The 17,499-nt window shown below is 50.0% G+C and carries 13 protein-coding genes; 11 read left to right on the top strand and 2 right to left on the bottom strand.

All coding sequences use genetic code 11. From position 1 onward, the window contains the following. Positions 1-2: 2 nt before the first annotated feature. The 8 genes from DXB18_RS06220 (at position 3) to DXB18_RS06185 (ending at position 10,125) form a co-directional block, all read left to right on the top strand. On the top strand, positions 3-1,400 hold the full coding sequence (locus tag DXB18_RS06220) for a phosphodiesterase (RefSeq protein WP_118706615.1): 1,398 nt from the start codon (positions 3-5) through the stop codon (positions 1,398-1,400). Positions 1,401-1,662: 262 nt separating this feature from the next. Continuing rightward, the gene (locus DXB18_RS06215) at positions 1,663-2,394 is read left to right on the top strand and encodes a GntR family transcriptional regulator (RefSeq protein ID WP_182430489.1); all 732 of its coding nucleotides are present in this window, start codon (positions 1,663-1,665) and stop codon (positions 2,392-2,394) included. Positions 2,395-2,578: 184 nt separating this feature from the next. Further along, positions 2,579-3,754 carry a PatB family C-S lyase gene (locus tag DXB18_RS06210; protein ID WP_118706613.1) on the top strand — a complete coding sequence of 392 codons (1,176 nt, stop codon included), beginning with the start codon at positions 2,579-2,581 and terminating at the stop codon, positions 3,752-3,754. 56 nt (positions 3,755-3,810) lie between these two features. Further along, the gene (locus tag DXB18_RS06205; RefSeq protein WP_118540240.1) at positions 3,811-5,124 is read left to right on the top strand and encodes an APC family permease; all 1,314 of its coding nucleotides are present in this window, start codon (positions 3,811-3,813) and stop codon (positions 5,122-5,124) included. 79 nt (positions 5,125-5,203) lie between these two features. Continuing rightward, the gene (locus DXB18_RS06200; protein WP_118706611.1) at positions 5,204-6,463 is read left to right on the top strand and encodes an NAD(P)/FAD-dependent oxidoreductase; all 1,260 of its coding nucleotides are present in this window, start codon (positions 5,204-5,206) and stop codon (positions 6,461-6,463) included. After that, positions 6,456-8,591: a molybdopterin-dependent oxidoreductase gene (locus tag DXB18_RS06195; protein ID WP_118706609.1), complete on the top strand. Its 2,136-nt coding sequence runs from the start codon at positions 6,456-6,458 to the stop codon at positions 8,589-8,591. Before DXB18_RS06200 ends, DXB18_RS06195 begins: the two co-directional genes overlap by 8 nt. After that, complete coding sequence (locus tag DXB18_RS06190) at positions 8,588-9,118, top strand: 4Fe-4S dicluster domain-containing protein (protein ID WP_118706607.1); 531 nt, start codon at positions 8,588-8,590, stop codon at positions 9,116-9,118. The genes DXB18_RS06195 and DXB18_RS06190 overlap by 4 nt, the downstream gene beginning before the upstream one ends. Before the next feature lie 86 nt (positions 9,119-9,204). Beyond that, the gene (locus DXB18_RS06185; protein ID WP_118706605.1) at positions 9,205-10,125 is read left to right on the top strand and encodes an alpha/beta hydrolase; all 921 of its coding nucleotides are present in this window, start codon (positions 9,205-9,207) and stop codon (positions 10,123-10,125) included. Here DXB18_RS06185 and DXB18_RS06180 read toward each other — a convergent pair. Together DXB18_RS06180 and DXB18_RS06175 are read right to left on the bottom strand one after the other, a co-directional pair. After that, positions 10,106-11,737 carry a HAMP domain-containing sensor histidine kinase gene (locus DXB18_RS06180; protein ID WP_207665769.1) on the bottom strand — a complete coding sequence of 544 codons (1,632 nt, stop codon included), beginning with the start codon at positions 11,735-11,737 and terminating at the stop codon, positions 10,106-10,108. The two genes, DXB18_RS06185 and DXB18_RS06180, sit on opposite strands and share 20 nt — an antisense overlap. Then, on the bottom strand, positions 11,727-12,416 hold the full coding sequence (locus DXB18_RS06175) for a response regulator transcription factor (protein WP_118706601.1): 690 nt from the start codon (positions 12,414-12,416) through the stop codon (positions 11,727-11,729). The genes DXB18_RS06180 and DXB18_RS06175 overlap by 11 nt, the downstream gene beginning before the upstream one ends. A 243-nt stretch (positions 12,417-12,659) precedes the next feature. Here DXB18_RS06175 and DXB18_RS06165 point away from each other — a divergent pair, with 243 nt between their 5' ends. The 3 genes from DXB18_RS06165 (at position 12,660) to DXB18_RS06155 (ending at position 17,485) form a co-directional block, all read left to right on the top strand. Continuing rightward, the gene (locus DXB18_RS06165; protein WP_118706597.1) at positions 12,660-13,082 is read left to right on the top strand and encodes a hypothetical protein; all 423 of its coding nucleotides are present in this window, start codon (positions 12,660-12,662) and stop codon (positions 13,080-13,082) included. A 153-nt stretch (positions 13,083-13,235) separates the two neighbouring features. Further along, positions 13,236-14,456 carry an efflux RND transporter periplasmic adaptor subunit gene (locus DXB18_RS06160; protein WP_347560858.1) on the top strand — a complete coding sequence of 407 codons (1,221 nt, stop codon included), beginning with the start codon at positions 13,236-13,238 and terminating at the stop codon, positions 14,454-14,456. Positions 14,457-14,470: 14 nt separating this feature from the next. Beyond that, the gene (locus DXB18_RS06155) at positions 14,471-17,485 is read left to right on the top strand and encodes an efflux RND transporter permease subunit (protein ID WP_118706595.1); all 3,015 of its coding nucleotides are present in this window, start codon (positions 14,471-14,473) and stop codon (positions 17,483-17,485) included. Positions 17,486-17,499: the final 14 nt, after the last annotated feature.

Here is a 17,499-nt window from a genome sequence, read left to right as displayed (position 1 = left end):
CGATGATGGGCTTATTTGGACGAAAAAAAACAGGCGCACAGGTGGAAGAACCGACAGTGACAAAGCCTGAGGCAAAAGCTCAGACGGATGATTATACAGAGGAAGGCGAGATGCACAGTGACCGCATGGTCTGCCGTCACCAGTTAGAACGGGCCATATCCGGAAACGGACAAGGTGTGGTCATGAAATTTTACATCGAGAATTTCAAACAGATGAATGAACTGTTTGGATTTTCTTACTGCGAAGAACTGTTAAAAGAGATTCTGGAGTATTTCCGGGAAGAAACCGGCAGTATCGTGTGCCGCTATGTGGGTGTGGAATTCATCACCATTTTGCAGGGCAGGACACAGGGACAGGCCATGCGGCTGGCAGAAAGTATTCTGGACCGTTTCTCCCAGAGCTGGAAGATCGACGGGACAGACTGCATGTGTTCCTGCCAGATCGGTCTTTGCTCCTATCCGGGTTATGCAGACAGCGCAGACCAGCTGTTAAAATGTCTGGATCTGGCAGTCAGCAGGGCAGCTGAGACAGGAATCAACCAGTATGCAGTCTACGATACAAAGCTGCATGCAGCATTTTTACGCAAACAGGTGATTGCCAAGTACATCAGCACTGCACTGGAAAATCACGAATTGGAGATCCGCTTCCGCCCGACTTATAATACGAAGGAAGAGCGTTTTACCCGCGCCGAGTATTACATGCGCATGTTTGTAAAAGATGTCGGCATGGTAGGAAGTGCAGAGTTTGTTCCGATCGCGGAGGATACCGGCCAGATCAGCAGCGTGGAATATTATGCGCTGGAGCGCGTGGCACAGGAAATCGCGGAGCTTGAGCGAAAAGGTGTGGAATATGAATCGATCGCGGTTCCGGTTTCTCCGGTATTGCTGATCCAGGAAAATTTTGTGGCAACCGTACAGAGCATGATTGAAAAATATCAGATCCCGTCCGGAAAGCTTGCAGTTGAAATCGATGAATATGCACTTACAACCGCTCCGGTGACCATCGAAATCGTCATGGAACAGCTGAAAGAGCTCGGTGTAGAGCTGATCTTAAATAATTTCGGTTCCGGCTATTCCGGCATCAGCAAGATCCTGGAACTTCCGGTCGATACCTTAAAGTTTGAGCGGATGTTTATGTGGCAGCTGGAGACCGATCCAAGATCGGAACCGATCGTGGAATGTCTGATCAAGGCAGCCGATAAACTGGGCAAACGTCTGATCGCTGAGGGTGTGGAAACACAGCGTCAGTTAGATATTCTGGAAAAATTCGGATGCATTTATCAGCAGGGCTTTTACTATTCCCCGACGATTCCGCAGGAGCTTCTTGCCGGTGTGCTGGGAAAGTCCATGGATGAGACAAAAATCATATTGGATCAGGAACGGGAAAAACTGAAACGATAAAAAACGGTCTGTTATGAAAAGCGTATGAGCCTTTTTGAGCATCATACGCTTTTTTGATACTAAGCTGTATTAATACAAGTTAGGAAGAGTTGAGAAAAGATATACAAAAAAGAGAAAAATCGCAGAGAGAATAGAATAAAACGACAGAAAATGAAAAAGAAAATGAGAATAAACAGAAATAATAACCAAAGAAACTTGACTTATTATAATATATGTTGTATGCTGAAAATGCATTCAGATGACGGGAAAGGAGAATGAGATTGTGAATAAATTATCCAACAGTCCGCTGTATGAACAGGTCTTCGAACAGATCAAGAATGCAGTCCGCAATGGGGACTATAAAAAGGGAAATCTTCTTCCGAGTGAGAAGGAACTGATGGAGCTGACGGGGGTCAGTCGTGTGACGGTGCGCCAGGCACTGAAACTGCTGAGCGACAGCGGCATCATTGAGACTTACAAAGGAAAAGGAAGCGTTGTGGTTGTTGACTGGAACGGTCTTTTAAGCCCTGGTGAACTGAGAGACCAGGCTGAGGAATACTGGCGTCAGTTTGAGTATTCCACCAAGGCGAGGCGTGTGATTGAGCCGTCTATTGCAAAGCAGGCAGCCATCATGGCAACGGAGGAAGATGTCCGACACCTGGAATTTGCTTACGCCCATGACAAGGAGACAGTCAGTGAAGAGGAGACGGATATCTACATCGCAAAGGGAACCGGTCTTCAGTCTTTTCACGGATGCTTGTGGGAGATTTTAAAGAATCCGCTTTTAAAGCAGATCTGGGATACGACGGTGCCGCCGTCCAATGCGATCACCGCACTTCCGCTCATTGTACCGGTCCGTCAGGAAAGCTACAAGTCGGAGATCCGCAAACAGCATGGCAATATTCTGGAAGCGGTGAAAAACCATGATCCGGAGTATGCATATTTTCATATGCTGCAGCATTGTGACTGGATTTACGCAACATACAAGCATTATTTTGAAGAATTCTGCCGCTGATTTTTTATTTCATAGGAAGATGTGTCCTATGAAACAAAAACGCTCCGCGAGAATGTGCCAAGGCACATTCTTTCTTATAACAGGCGGCGCTAGAAATAGATGTCATTTTTCCAGGGGGACAGGGCCCGTTTTTCCGGGAAATGAACATAGATTACAAGTACTCAAAGGGGTTGGAGGTACTAACATGAAATACGATTTCGATAAGGTATGGGATCGTGTGAACACAGATTCCATCAAATGGGACAGACAGTTTAAATTTGGTGTGCCGACCGGACTGATTCCGTTCTGGATCGCAGATACGGATTTTGCGACACTTCCGGCAGCAGTCACCGCAATTAAAGAGCGTCTGGATCATCCGCTGTTTGGTTATACATCAACAAGCAAGAAAACCATGGAGACGGTACGTGCCTGGTACAAGCGCCGTCACAACGTTGATCTTCCGATTGAGGCATTTTCCCCGTCCGAGGGTGTTGTGACATCCATCTGGTTTTCCCTGCGTGGATTTACCGAGCCGGGTGATCAGGTCTTAGTCTTTACACCGGTGTATGATCCGTTTTTTGTAGCGATCCGCACACAGGATCGCAAGGAAGTGGATTGCCCGCTGCTCTACAAAGACGGACGCTATGAGATTGACTGGGAAGATTTTGAGAAGAAGCTGGCAGGTGGTGTGAAGGCGATCATCTTCTGTAACCCACACAATCCGGTGGGACGGATCTGGACCAGAGAAGAGGTTGAGAAGGTTGTTTTGCTCTGCAGGAAATATTCCGTATGGCTGTTCTCAGACGAGATCCATGGGGATGTGGCACTGTACGGCAACCAGTATACTTCCGCAGCATGCTTTGCGGATGTTTACGACAAGATGATTGTTTACACTGCCATCAGCAAGACTTTCAATATGGCAGGTCTGCATTCTTCCTGCAGCATCATTCCGAATCCGGAATACCGGAAAAAGCAGGAGGCTTCCTTAAGAGAAGCATGGCTCATGAGCCCGAACTGCCTTTGCAACGCAGCCATTGAAGCCTGCTATACCTATGGAGATGAGTGGGTCGACGAGCAGAACGCATATCTGACAGAAAATGCAGAGTTTATCATCCGGTATCTTGCAGAACACGCACCGGAAATCAAACCGGTGAAGCCGGAAGGCACCTATCTGATGTGGCTGGACTGCAGCGCACTTGGCATGAGTTCTGACGAGATTCAGAAGTGCCTGGCAGACCATTATGGCATTGCAGTAGGCGGCGGCGCTTCCTACGGCGGTGATGGTGCGCATTTCCTGCGTTTCAACTTCGGATGCCCGAGAAAAACGCTGGAAGCAGGTATGGAAAAATTGGCACAGTTTGTGGCAGATCACAGAAAATAAAAAGAAAAGGTGTTGCTGGACATAAAAGCGTGAACAGCAATAAAGAGGCATAAGTGATGGAGAATAAAAAATTAAATTTCTGGGATTGCATGGGCTTTTGTATTGGGCAGATTGTAGGATCTGGTGTTTTCGTTCTGACCGCAATCGTGATCGGTCTGACCGGTCACGGTGCACCGTACGGATATTTTCTGGCAGCGATCATTTCTCTGATCAGCCTGATCCCGATGGCAACTCTTTCTTCGAGTATGCCGGCTACCGGAGGTAGCTATGTATACGCGAAAAAGTTACTTGGACCGAGAATCGCATTTGTATTCCTGCTCATGTTCATCCTGCAGCAGGTACTGGTATCCACGTTTGCAATTGGTTTCGCAAGCTATGTTGGTGTGATTTTCCCGTCCGTGAACCAGACGGTCGTAGCAGTTGGTGCACTGACTGCAGCCGTAATCGTAAACCTGATTGGTTTAAAGACTTCTGCAAAAGTTCAGAAGGTCATGGTATCTTTACTGCTGATTTCTCTGTTTGTTTACATCGTATTCGGTCTTCCGAAGGTTGACTGGTCCGCAATGGAGTTCAGCGCTTCCAACATCATGCCGCATGGCGTGAAGAACTTTTTACAGGGTGCAACCCTTCTTTCCTTTGCTTGCGGCGGTGCAAGCTTCCTGGCAGAAAACGGTGGAGAGATTGAGAATCCTGGCAAGAACATTCCGAAAGCCATGATCCTTTCTACCGCAATTGTTGCAGTATTTTATGCACTGGTTGGTATCGTTGCAGCCTGCGTACTTCCGCTGGACCAGATTGCAGGTGTGAATATTTCCGTTGTAGCAAAAGAAGTATTCCCGGCACCGGTTTACCTGTTCTTCGTTATCGGCGGTGCATGGTTCGCTCTGTTGACCACCTTAAACGGAACCTTATCCTGGACCACCCGTTCCCTGCAGAGAGCAGCGATGGATGGATGGCTTCCGGAAATCTGCGCAAAAGAGAATAAGAATGGCACTCCGGTTCTGCTGCTTTTCTTCTTCTTTATCGTAGGCCTGATCCCGATCCTGACCGGTATGGATACCACGGATATTTCCAACATGGGTACTGGATGCAGCAAGCTGACCGGTTTGTTCACCATCTGTGCATGCTGGAGACTTCCTAAGATGTTCCCGGAGGCTTATGAGAAATCTGTACTGCATACAGACCCGAAGAAGCTGCATGCAATCCTTTGTGTTTGCCTGGCAGTTACCATCGTAACTTCCTTCGTAAGTCTGTCCAGTTTGAAACCGAAACACTATCTGTACATTGCTATTTTCATTCTGGTTTCCATCATTATCATGCTGCTGCGTTATAAGAACGTAAAAGCAAAGATGGAACAGCAGAACGCATAACAATCAAACAAGGAACCGAATGAGTCACTGACCGTTTTTTGCGCAGTGGCTTTTTCGGCATATGAGAGGAGGCAGAAGCATGAAATATGCAGTGGTAGGCTTTGGAACAGCCGGGTACCATGCGGTAAAGACCATCCGTCAGTACGATGCGGACGGAGAGATTGACGTATACAGTAATACAAGCCGTGCACCGTACAATCCGATGCTGACAACGTATTACGCATTTGGAAAATTGGAGTTTGAAGGATTATTCCCGTTTGGGGATCTGGAAAAGATCCAGAAAGAAATTTCGTTTCACCTTTGCCAGGAAACGGTAAAAAAGGTACATGCAGAGGAACACAGCATTGAAACAGAAGCAGGAATCAAAACGTATGACCGCATCCTGATCGCAACCGGGGCAAGGGCGTTTGCACCGCCGGTAAAAGGGCTGGATCCGGAAGACGCATTTCTGATGCGCACTGTGGAAGATGCCATCCGCTTCAAGGAACGTTTAAAAAAGCAGAATGTGAAGCACGCGGTTGTGATCGGCGCATCCATGGCGGGGATCAAGGTTGTGGAAGTCCTTCACAAGTACGGGATCGAGACCTGGCTTTTGGATCTTGCAAAGCATATCTTCCCGCTTGCTGCCTACCCGGAAGTTTCTGCTGAAATTGAAAAGCGTGTAGAGGCGCAGGGCGTTCATCTGAAATTTGGAACGACCATCGACCATATGGAACAGGAAGATGGAAAAAATATTGCGGTACTGACCGATGGAAGCCGGATCCCGGCGGATATTGTTGGGCTTTGCATTGGTACAAGAGCCATTACCGAAACCGTTCAGGATGAGGTTGCCATCGGGCGCGGCATCATTGTGGACGATCATATGAGAACTTCAGTTCCCGGTGTGTTTGCGGCAGGGGACTGCTGTGAGGGCAATAACATCGAGAGCGGTCAGACGCAGATCATCGGTCTGTGGGCGAATGCCAACCATCAGGGAGAAACCGCTGGAGCCAACATGGCAGGACAGGATGAAACCTACAAAGGAAATATTCTCCACAATATCACTCATTTCATGAACATGGACTTTATCGGATTTGGCGATAACCGTCTGGAGGGGGAAGTATTGGAATACGGCAGTCTGGAGGGCGACCTTTACGTCCGCCTGGTACTGGATGGAAAGAAAATTGTGGGTGCCAATATCCTGGATAACTACCGGATCAGCGGTATCATAAAGAACTATATGCTGCGTTTGTTTGCAGGAGAAGAGTTTACTTTGCCGGATTACCAGCGGGCGATGCTGGAAAAGGCAGGGTTGTCAGAAACGTTTATTGATGAGATTGAGGAGAAGATGCATGGATAGTTTGGAAGCATTAATCAAGGCAAAAATCCCATGTCCGGAAACGGGCATCAAAGTCTGTCATACGGTCTGCGCGATCTGCAGTCCGGCGAATAACTGCGGCGTAAACGCGTATGTAAAAGATGGAAAAATGGTAAAACTGGAAGGAATGGACGAGCATCCGCAGAGTAAGGGCCGCCTTTGCGTAAAAGGTCTTTCGGGCCGCCAGTTTGCATACCGGGAAGACCGGATTTTAACTCCGCTCCGAAGAACCGGTGAGCGGGGAGAAGGGAAATTTGAACCGATCAGCTGGGAAGAGGCGTACCGGGAGATTGCCGCGAAGCTTACCGGGATCAAGGCTGAATACGGGGCAGATGCGGTAGCGTTCTTTGGCGGATATAATAAGTGGTACCGTCCGTGGTTGCGCCGCCTGGCCCATTCTTTCGGAACCATGAATTTTGGAACAGAGTCAAGCACCTGTATGACAGCTGGATGGATGGCGTGGAAGACGGCAGCGGGACAGCTGGCACGGCCGGATATGGCGCATTCCGATCTGTATCTGGGCTGGGCGCTGAATCCGTATTATTCTGGTTATGGCAAGGCAACGGCGATCGAAAACCGCCGTGCAAAGGGCATGAAGGTGATCGTCATTGATCCGAAGATCACACCGGCAGTGGAGCGCCTTTGTGATCTGTATCTGCGCCCGTATCCGGGAACCGATGGGGCCCTGGCACTCTGCATGGGAAATATCCTGATCGAGAATGGCTGGATCGATGAGCCCTATATTGAGAAATATGTTCATGGTTTTGCACAGTACAAAGAATATGTAAAACAGTTTAACAGCACCAACGTGGAAGCACTGACCGGTGTGCCGTATGAGAAAGTCTTCGAGGCCTGCCGCATGATCCATGAGAGTAAGTCCATGTGCATCAACGAGAACAGTGCACCGATCCCGCATCACAAAAACGGATTCCAGAACTATCGTGCGATCATGGCGCTGCTTGCACTGACCGGAAACTATGACCGCGAGGGCGGCCAGCTTCCAGGACTTCACAGCTTCACGCACCAGATGGCAGGCTTTACGACCCGCGATGAGGAATTCGCGGAGGTGACTGAGCCGAAAGATACAAAACCAGCAGTCGGGGCTGAGCGCTTCCCGTTGTGGTATTATATGGAAAAGGAAATGCAGTGTGTGGATCTGGCAAGACAGATCCTGGAGGAGAAACCATATCCGGTCAAGGCGATCTTTGCGATGGGCATGAATTACCGGATGCTCCCGGATGACAAAACCGTCCGCAAAGCGCTTTTAAAGCTGGATTTCTTTGTCGATACCGATCTGTTTATGACGGATACGGCGATGCTTGCGGACATTGTCCTTCCGGTATGTACCTCTTATGAGCGTGGGGAGCTGGAAACCTATCCGGGCTGTTATGCATGGTACACAAAGCCGGCGATTGACCGGGTAGGCGAGAGTAAGTCCGATGCAGAGATCATTTGTGATCTGGCAAAAGAATTAAAGCTTGGCGATGCCGAACTGGAAGCCGGATATGAGAAGAATCTGGACTTCATTTTGAAAGATCTGGATATTACCGTGGAAGAATTAAAGGCCAGCGATGTGCCGGTCCGCGTGCCGAATGTAAAGCATGCTGCACCTGGTGAGCATCTGGAACGGGGACTTCTGACACCGACCGGAAAATTTGAACTCTATTCGGAGCTGATCGCATCTCATCCGGAGTGGCATCTGGATCCACTTCCGACTTACTGTGAGCCGCTTGACGATGCAGATCCGGCTGTGTATCCGTACCGTCTGTGTTCCGGCGGCCGAATCCCGAATGCGATCCATTCCCGTTTCCATAAAGTGAAATGGGCGCGCAGCCTGCGTCCGTATCCGACCGCAGAACTGTCTGTGGAGGATGCAAAGGAGCTTGGAATTAAAGAGGGCGATGACATGGAACTCTTTACGGAGCGCGGATGCATCTGCGTGAAAGCAAAACCGACCCATAAGGTGCCAAAATCCGTAGTATTTTTCTATCACGGTTATTCCGAGGCAGATGTCAATTCCCTGATGTCCGGGACACATGTGGATCCTTATTCCGGATTCCCGGCATACAATTCGACCCGGTGTGGAATGAGAAAGAAGGTGCAGGCATGAAAAAGTACGCGATCGATCTGGATTTAAGCAAGTGTGTGGCATGTGGTGCCTGCGCAGTTGCCTGTATGGACCAGAATGATTATGAAGTGAAAGAAGGGCAGCGCCCGTTTCGAAATATTTTCGATCTGGAACTGGAGAAGAAGGAAGAGGTGAGCTATCACCGGTTATCGCTCGCCTGCATGCACTGCGAAGATGCGCCGTGCATTACAGGATGTCCGAGTGCCTGCTTGCGGAAAGATCCGGAAACGAATTTCACCGTTTATGATACCACCAACTGCATCGGCTGCCACAGCTGTGCGATGGCATGTCCGTACGGCATCCCATCCTTTGGAGAGAACGGTAAGATGATCAAATGCGACGGCTGTTATGTGCGGGTGCACAACGGCATGCTTCCGGCATGCGTGAAGGCGTGTCCGTTTGGAGCGCTCAAACTGGTAGATACCGAAGCACCGGAAGAGGAGCAGCCGATTGCAAAAGAGCATTCCCTGAGAATGACCAGTATGGGTATGCTCAAATCACAGGTTTAAAGAAACATGCCCGAAATCTCGTTTGTTCGTGTTTTTGAGGAGATTCCGGGTTCCCATAAGAACAACGAAGGAGGACATGATATAAAATGGAAGTAAAAGCATGGGAATACGATGAATATCCGGGACTGACCGAAGAGGTGGAGGGAGCGGTTCATATCCCGACCACCGGAGATGAGCCAGGTGTTTATCACTGGCATGATATTCCGTACGCAGAAGTAGACGGACAGACGCTGGTACTCCAGATCCTGGAGCCATACACGAGAAATGAGCCGGAGAAGCTTCATCCGTGTTTTGTATTTGTGCAGGGTTCCGCATGGGGACCGCAGGATGTTTATAAGAGCTGCCCGCATTATGCAAGACTTGCAGCCCGCGGCTATGTGGTTGCAGTGGTCCAGTACCGTCATTCGGGTATTGCACATTTCCCAGCACCGATCCAGGATGCGAGAAATGCCGTCCGCTTTATGCGCCTGCATGCCGCAGAGTATCATCTGGATGGAAAGAATTTCTTCCTGGGCGGATGCTCTTCAGGCGGTCATACCGCAGTATTTGCAGCACTGGCAGATCAGGAGCCGTGGCTGGATGCTTCTGTTTATCCGGGCGTATCTGCAGATGTGATGGGAATCCTGGATTATTATGGTGCAGTCAGCATGACGGAGATGGATGATTATCCGGACACCCTGGAACACCATCTGGAAACAAGTCCGGAAGGAAAAGAAGTTGGCGCGAACTTAAGAGAGCATCCGGAGCTTGCAAAGAAAGCAACGGCCGTGACCTACATCCGTCCGGAGACAAAGCTTCCGCCGATGTTCATCATGCACGGAACCAAAGACCGCAAGGTCAGCCCGTACCAGAGTGTGCGCCTGTACCAGAAGTTAAAAGAATGCGGAAAAGAAGCAAAGCTTTATCTGGTAGACGGCGCAGACCACGGCGGATCGGAGTTCTGGACTCCGGAAGCAGTCGATGCGGCAGACCAGTTCATGAAAGAAATCATGGCTCGTTATCAGTAGAAACTGCGGCGAACCAGAAAATATTGTAACCGTCCTTACAGTTCACGCCATAAGGCATACCATGCGCCTTTAAGATCGTGCTGACGATAGAAAGTCCGATGCCGGTTCCAAGGCGGTGACCGCTCTGGTGCTGGCTGCGCTGGTAGCGCTCCCAGATGATCTCCCGGTCTTCTTCCGGAATCGGGTCGCCCGGGTTGATCACCTCGACCAGGCAGAAGTCATGGCTGGACTGCAGGTCGGATACAGAACTGGAAATCGAAAAATCTGAAAAATTAAGGAAAGCGTCTGGCACATGGTCTGCCAGGCGTTTTTTTGCGTTGTATATTGAGGAGGCAGCAGTGGCTTCATTGCATATCTGGGAGACGTCAGCAGCGTGTTCGCTGCCAGCAGTTTTCTGGCTGATTTGCGATTCTGGCAGCAGCCGGATAAAAATTTCCTGGTTTTCCGGCGTATGGTTGATGGCATTGTTTAAGAGATTCCGCATGACCTGACTCATCTTTAAGGCATCGACTTCGAACTGTAATTCTGTTTCCGGTGCCTGGAGTGTCAGGGTAATATGGTGCTCGGCGGCGGCCTGGCGGCAGCGGGTCAGCTCCGCGTTTACGATATCTTTTAAATCATACCAGTCTTTCTTCAGCTTGCTGTAGCCTGCCGAAAACTGGGAGTAGTCCAGAATGTCGGTTACCATCTCACTCATGCGGTTGGATTCGCTGATGATCAGGTTTAAGTTTTCGCTGCGCATGGCTTCGTCCTTCCAGGTGATGTCGCGCACCATCTCGGCATAGCCGGTGATGAGGGCAAGCGGCGAACGAAGCTCGTGGGACACATTGGCGATGACTTCCCGGCGCAGCACATCCAGCCGCTGCAGCGCTTTTCCAAGCTTTCCAACGGACTGCGAAAGCTGCCCTAATTCATCCTGCCGGTCCAGGTCCGGTCTGATGTCAAATTCATTCTGCGTCAGCTTATCGACCGATTCCTTGATCTGAAAAATCGGGCGGGTGAACTGCTTGGACAAAACGGCGGCGAGGACAGAGGCGATGCCGGTTAAAAGAATGCTCAGGACGATCAGCTGGGAGCGGTTTAAATTCAGGACCGTCCGGCTGAGCAGGGCCTTGCGCAGAATCAGGTAGTTCCGTTCTCCCTGGTAGGTGACCGGAAATCCAAGTTCATAGCCGATGATCTGTCCGTGCATTTTTTCGATATGCTTGTAAGGACGCCCGGCCATCAGCTCATCCAACCGGGATGGATCGCTAAGCAGTCTGGGCGTCTTTAATGTTTTTTCCCATTCCTGCGGCTGTACCAGGTGACCGGAGGAATACATTTTTACGAGAGTGCCATCCGTCGAGAGTAAAAGCAGCTCGCCATTGACGTTGATGTGACTGATAAAGGATAAGAACTTTTCATCTTCCCCGATGTCGCGGCTGCGCAGATCTTCCATGATCGGAGACAGCTGGTTCAATGCTTCGTTAACAGAAGCATTGGCATAATTCTGCTCAAAAAGAAAAATCTGTACCACCCACATAAAGCCGATTCCGAACATGACCGGGATCATCATGAAGACCCAGAGCCGGAATACCATCCGGTTTTTTAAGGCCGCAAATCTAAGTTTCATCTGGTTTTTCAAATTTATACCCCACTCCCCATACAGTCTGAATGAACTTCCGGTAAGCACCGATGTGTTCCCTTAAGGATTTGATATGCGTGTCGACGGTGCGTCCGTCTCCGCAGTACTGGTATCCCCATACACTCTCGAGTAACTGGTCACGGCTTAAGACAATATGCTCGTTCTGTGCCAGTTTTAAAAGCAGGTCAAATTCTTTTGGCGGAAGATTTACACGCTGACTGTCTATCGTGATGATATGGGAATCCGGAAAGATGGAAAGTCCGTCAAAGGTAAGCTGTTTTAGCGGTGCCGGTGTTTCTGCGCGTGACTGGGTGCGGCGGAGTACCGCGCCGATGCGTGCCATAAGTTCTTTGGGACTGAATGGTTTGGCGACATAGTCATCGACGCCAAGCTGGAATCCGTTTAATTTATCGTATTCTTCATTTCGTGCGGTCAGCATGATGACCGGTACCTGGCTGAAACGGCGGATTGCCTCCAGGGTTTCAAAGCCATCCGGTCCCGGCATCATAACATCTAAGAGGACCAGGTCACACGCTTTTTGTTTGAGTGCGGTGACAGCGGCGGCGCCATCAAAAGCCTCGGTGCAGCCGTAGCCCTCCAGTTCGGCATAAGTACGCACCAGACGGCGCAGGTGCGGATCATCGTCGGTAATGAGGATATGCGGCATAAAAATTTTCCTCCTTCTTTTGGTGTTCCCGGTTTGCCAGACAGGACCGCAAGCCTGGAACAGCCTTTTCTTGTTTTCTCTCGTAACGGTTCAGTACCTTCACAGTTACATTCTTCCAAAAGTATAGCATCTTTCCGGTGCCTCCGAAAGATTCCTCACAGAAATATGCGGAATTTCTCACATTTTTCTCACATTTGTTTTTTAGGATCTTTAACATGTCAATGCATGGAAAGGAGCAGCTGTATGGGACAGAAATCTTCGGCAAGACCGCCGGATGACGGAATTTTGAAAAAAGAAATTCTGGGATATACCGGAATCTGTTTTGTGCTTCTTCTCCTTCTTGGTGCAGGGGGAATGCTTGCGCGGACGTTCCCGGTCAGGGCTCTGGCAAACACCCTGCTTTATCTGGCAATTGGCGGTCTTGGTATGTCGGCATGTCTATTCCGGTTCCGCCCGGGAGCAGAACAGTCAGAGTTTTTCAGGACCTTTTGCTGGCTGTATCACCCGGGAATCTGGATTTTAGCAGCGGTCTCTTTCCTGGAAGAGAGCGGTATCCTTCCAGAATCGATTGCAGGAAATCTGCATCTGGCATACATTGCAGGCGGAACCTTTCTGGTAGCCGGAGTCATTGTTCTGGTGGTGATCTTAAGGGAAGGGAAAACCTAGGAGGCAGGAAGAACAAAGAAGTGTCAGCGGATTCAGTGCAGAAAAGACAGTTATGCAAAAATGACATTTTGTGTATGGCTGAAAACAGATACAAAAACAGGTATGAAATGAAACATAAAACTAGAAAAAAACGGTGAAGGAGTGTAGTGCATCATGATGGATAAGAAGAAAAAGATCGTGGCAGGAGCAGGCGCGGCAGTGATCATTCTGGCAGGCGCAGCATTTTTCCTGAGCAGCAGAGGCGGTGCAGGCGGGCACGGAGGTCCAGGCGGCATGGGAGGTCCTGGCGGAATGCAGCAGGAATCGAACGTAACCGTCGTCAATGCGGCAAACCCGACAACCGGTGATGTGTCCGTTACTTCCAGCCTGACGGGTACTGTGGAAGCGGCTGATGTTGTTTATGTTTATGCCAAGGCAGGCGGCGATGTAACGGCAGTGAATGTGAAGGCTGGTGACATCGTCAGCCAGGGGCAGGTGCTGATGGAAATTAACACAGAGCAGGTGGAGTCTGCGAAAAACAACATGGATTCCGCACAGGTCAATCTTTCCCAGGCACAGAGCAATTTAAACAGAATGCAGATCTTATATGGCAGCGGCGATCTGTCCGACCAGGAATATGAGCAGTACCAGAATAATTTGAAATCTGCCGAGCTTCAGTATGAATCGGCAAAGCTGCAGTATGAGAAACAGGTGGAATACAGCACCATCACCGCACCGATCGCAGGACGCGTGGAGAGTGTCGATGTGGATGTGTATGACCGTGTAAACCAGTCTGCGCAGCTTTGCGTTATCGCAGGGGAAGGTCAAAACAGCATTACTTTTTATGTGACCCAGCGCATGATGCAGAACTTAAAGACCGGTGATGAACTGGAAATTTCCAAGAATGGAACTACCTACACCGGAAACATCACTGAGGTCAGCAACATGGTCGATGCTTCCACCGGACTTTTTAAGGTGAAAGGCGATATGACCGGAAGCGATGAGATTGCCATCGGCAGTACTGTGAAGATTGAACTGGTGACCGAGCGTGCAGAAAATGCAATGCTGGTTCCGGTTGATGCGATCTATTACAGCGGCGGGAACGCGTATGTGTATCTGTATGAAGACGGCAAAGCGAAGATGACTTCCGTTGAGGTTGGCATTTACGATTCCGAGAACGCGCAGATCCTTTCCGGTCTGAATGCAGACGATATGGTGGTCAGCACCTGGAGCTCCAACCTGTATGAGGGCGCGGATATCCGTTTGAAATCAGAGGTAGAAGCTTCTGGTGCAGCAGGCGGCGCTCCGGCGCAGGCAGGCAACGCAGGCAGTGAGAACCAGGCAGCAGCACCTGCAAACGGAAACAGTCAGGGCGGCGCACCGAAAGCACAGTAAGGAGGCAGACGTAAATGGGAGTTACTAAATTTGTACTGAAGCGTCCGGTCACCGTGCTGATGGCGCTCTTATGCCTGATCGTGTTCGGTATTTCTTCTGTATTTAATGCAACTCTGGAGCAGATGCCGGATATGGATCAGCCGATGATGATCATTATGGCAAACTATTCCGGCGCCAGCCCGGAGGATATGGATGAGCTGGTCACGCAGCTCATTGAGGATCAGGTCAGCACGCTCGAGGGTGTCAAGAGCATGAGCTCCACCACCAGTGAGGGACGTTCCATGATCATGCTGGAGTATGATTACGACACCGATATGGATGAAGCCTACAGCGACCTGACCAAGAGCTTAAACAGCATCCGGGATCTGCCGGATGACGTAGAGCCGACCGTTATGGAGATGAACAATAACGCGCAGGCCAGCATCATGCTTACCGTTGCAAACCCGTCCCAGGAAAATCTGTATGATTATGTAGATCAGAAGATCGTGCCGGAACTGGAGAAACTGACAACGGTGGCTGAGGTATCCACCATGGGTGGTTCCTCTGAGTACATAAAAATCGAGCTGATGTCCGATATGATGGATCAGTATAACGTCAGCATCAGCGATATCAAGTCCGCCATGTCTGCGGCAAACCTGTCCTACCCGTCCGGAAGCGCAGAGTCCGGAAATCTGGATTTATCCGTTTCCACGTTAACAGAGCACGATACATTGGATGATCTGTTAAAGATGCCAATCACGGTTTCAGGCAATAAGATTGTTTACCTCGAGGATATTGCCGTGGTTTCCTATGCAGAGGAGCAGAAGGGCGGCGTATCCCGCTATAATGGCGAGGAGACTATTTCCATTTCCTTAACCAAGCAGCAGAGCAGTACCGCCATGGATCTTTCCAAACAGGTCAAGCAGGTCATCAAAAGCCTGGAGGGTGATGATGAGAACCTGACCATTACCGTGGCGCGAGATGAGGCGGATTCCATCCTGGATTCTCTTAAGGATGTGGCAGAGACCATGGTTATGGCGGTTGTCATTTCCATGATCATTATCTTCCTGTTCTTCGGTGATTTCAAGGCATCCCTGATCGTCGGAAGTTCCATCCCGACCTCCATCCTGTTGTCCCTGATCGTCATGACGCATGCCGGATTTACCTTAAATATCATCACCATGAGCGGACTGGTTCTTGGTGTCGGCATGATGGTCGATAACTCCATCGTTGTGCTGGAGAGCTGTTTCAGAGCCATGGATAAGCAGGAAGACAAAGGAGCGCTTGGTTATGCAAAGGCGGCGTTGGAAGGAACGAACATCGTGGTATCGTCCATCGTAGGTTCCACGGTTACCACCTGCGTTGTATTTATTCCGCTGGTATTTTTAAATGGTATGAGCGGTCAGATGTTCGGCGCCATGGGATACACGATCGTATTTTGTATGTGTGCATCCCTGCTGTCTGCGATCGCGATCGTACCGCTGTGCTACATGATGTATAAGCCAAAAGAACGCACTTCTGCTCCGGCTTCCCGACCGCTGGCTTTCCTGCAGGATGGCTATCGGAAGCTGATGCCGGTACTGTTAAACCATAAAGCAATCGTGATGCTTACATCGGTCGGCATCATCGCAGCGACGTTGTTCCTCGCAAGCGGTATGCAGACCGAGCTGATGACAGCCGACGATACTGGTACGGTCAGAGTCAGCATTGAGACCCGGCCAGGGCTGATCACCGAGCAGGCCGATGCAATCCTTGCACAGGCTGAGTCCATCGTGGCAGCGCATGAGGATGTGGAATCCTATATGCTCCGTTACAATAACGATGAAGGTACCATCACCGCTTACTTAAAGGATGACCGGAAGATGTCCACTGATGATGTTGTAAGCCAGTGGGAAGATGAGATGGCAGATCTGGAGAACTGTACCATTACCGTAGAGGCATCCACCTCCATGAGCATGATGGGACGGTCTCGCGGCTACGAGGCCATCTTGAAGGGAACCCAGTACGATGAGCTTCAGGAGGTCAGCAATGAGATCGTAAACGAGCTGATCGCAAGAGATGATGTGAAGAATGTCCACTCCAGTATTGAAAATACGGCACCGGTTGTCGCTGTAAAGGTAGATCCGGTCACTGCTTCCGCGGAAGGACTGACTGCAGCGCAGATCGGTACTATGGTGAAGCAGATGCTGGACGGCGAAGAAGTCACTACCTTAAAAGTCGACGGACAGGAGATCAGCGTCAAGGCAGAGTATCCAGAGGACCAGTATAAGACCGTGCCGCAGTTAGAGCGCATGATTTTAAAGAAGCCGTCCGGCGGTTATGTGGCATTGTCTGATGTCGCTGAGATCTACTACAAGGACAGCCCGTCCTCCATCGAGAAAGAAGATAAGTCCTACCAGATCACGATCAGCGCAGATTATGTAGATAATGCTTCCAGTGCTGCTGTGAAGACCCAGATCGATAATGAGGTCATCAGCCCGAACTTAACCGGAACCATTACCCGGGGTACCAACTCCAGAGACCGTATGATGCAGGAGGAATTCTCCGGACTGTACAATGCGATCGCGGTAGCAGTATTCCTGATCTTCGTAGTTATGTCCGCGCAGTTTGAGTCCCCGAAGTTCTCTTTCATGGTTATGACGACGATCCCGTTCAGCCTGGTTGGTTCCTTTGGACTTCTGAAGCTGACCGGAGTCAGCATGTCCATGACTTCCATCCTGGGATTTTTGATCCTGGTTGGTACCGTCGTAAACAATGGTATTCTGTATGTCGATACCGTGAACCAGTACCGTATGGAGATGCCGCTGAAAAAAGCGCTGATCGAGGCAGGTGCGACCCGTATGCGCCCGATCATGATGACGAGCTTAACGACCATTCTTTCCATGCTGCCGATGGCCATGGCATTCGGAAGCAGCGGTTCTACCACCCAGGGTCTTGCGGTGGTAAACATCGGTGGTCTGACCGTTGGTGTCGCAGTGGCACTGTTCATCCTGCCGGTTTACTACGCACTGATGAACGGAAAGAAAGAGTTGAAGGTGCTGGATATTTAGGATTGGATCGTTGA

The organism is Clostridium sp. OM02-18AC (genome assembly GCF_003481825.1).
Classification (GTDB): Bacteria; Bacillota; Clostridia; order Lachnospirales; family Lachnospiraceae; genus Brotaphodocola.
The sequence above is the reverse complement of the archived record's forward strand: the minus strand, read 5'-3'. Positions and strand labels throughout refer to the sequence as shown.

Coding starts and splice junctions, on each gene's coding strand:
- DXB18_RS06175 (WP_118706601.1), bottom strand. CDS start 12,416: ATGCCGCATATCCTCATTACCGACGATGATCCGCACCTGCGCCGTCTG.
- DXB18_RS06180 (WP_207665769.1), bottom strand. CDS start 11,737: ATGAAACTTAGATTTGCGGCCTTAAAAAACCGGATGGTATTCCGGCTC.
- DXB18_RS06205 (WP_118540240.1), top strand. CDS start 3,811: ATGGAGAATAAAAAATTAAATTTCTGGGATTGCATGGGCTTTTGTATT.
- DXB18_RS06195 (WP_118706609.1), top strand. CDS start 6,456: ATGGATAGTTTGGAAGCATTAATCAAGGCAAAAATCCCATGTCCGGAA.
- DXB18_RS06160 (WP_347560858.1), top strand. CDS start 13,236: ATGATGGATAAGAAGAAAAAGATCGTGGCAGGAGCAGGCGCGGCAGTG.
- DXB18_RS06185 (WP_118706605.1), top strand. CDS start 9,205: ATGGAAGTAAAAGCATGGGAATACGATGAATATCCGGGACTGACCGAA.
- DXB18_RS06165 (WP_118706597.1), top strand. CDS start 12,660: ATGGGACAGAAATCTTCGGCAAGACCGCCGGATGACGGAATTTTGAAA.
- DXB18_RS06210 (WP_118706613.1), top strand. CDS start 2,579: ATGAAATACGATTTCGATAAGGTATGGGATCGTGTGAACACAGATTCC.
- DXB18_RS06155 (WP_118706595.1), top strand. CDS start 14,471: ATGGGAGTTACTAAATTTGTACTGAAGCGTCCGGTCACCGTGCTGATG.
- DXB18_RS06190 (WP_118706607.1), top strand. CDS start 8,588: ATGAAAAAGTACGCGATCGATCTGGATTTAAGCAAGTGTGTGGCATGT.
- DXB18_RS06200 (WP_118706611.1), top strand. CDS start 5,204: ATGAAATATGCAGTGGTAGGCTTTGGAACAGCCGGGTACCATGCGGTA.
- DXB18_RS06220 (WP_118706615.1), top strand. CDS start 3: ATGATGGGCTTATTTGGACGAAAAAAAACAGGCGCACAGGTGGAAGAA.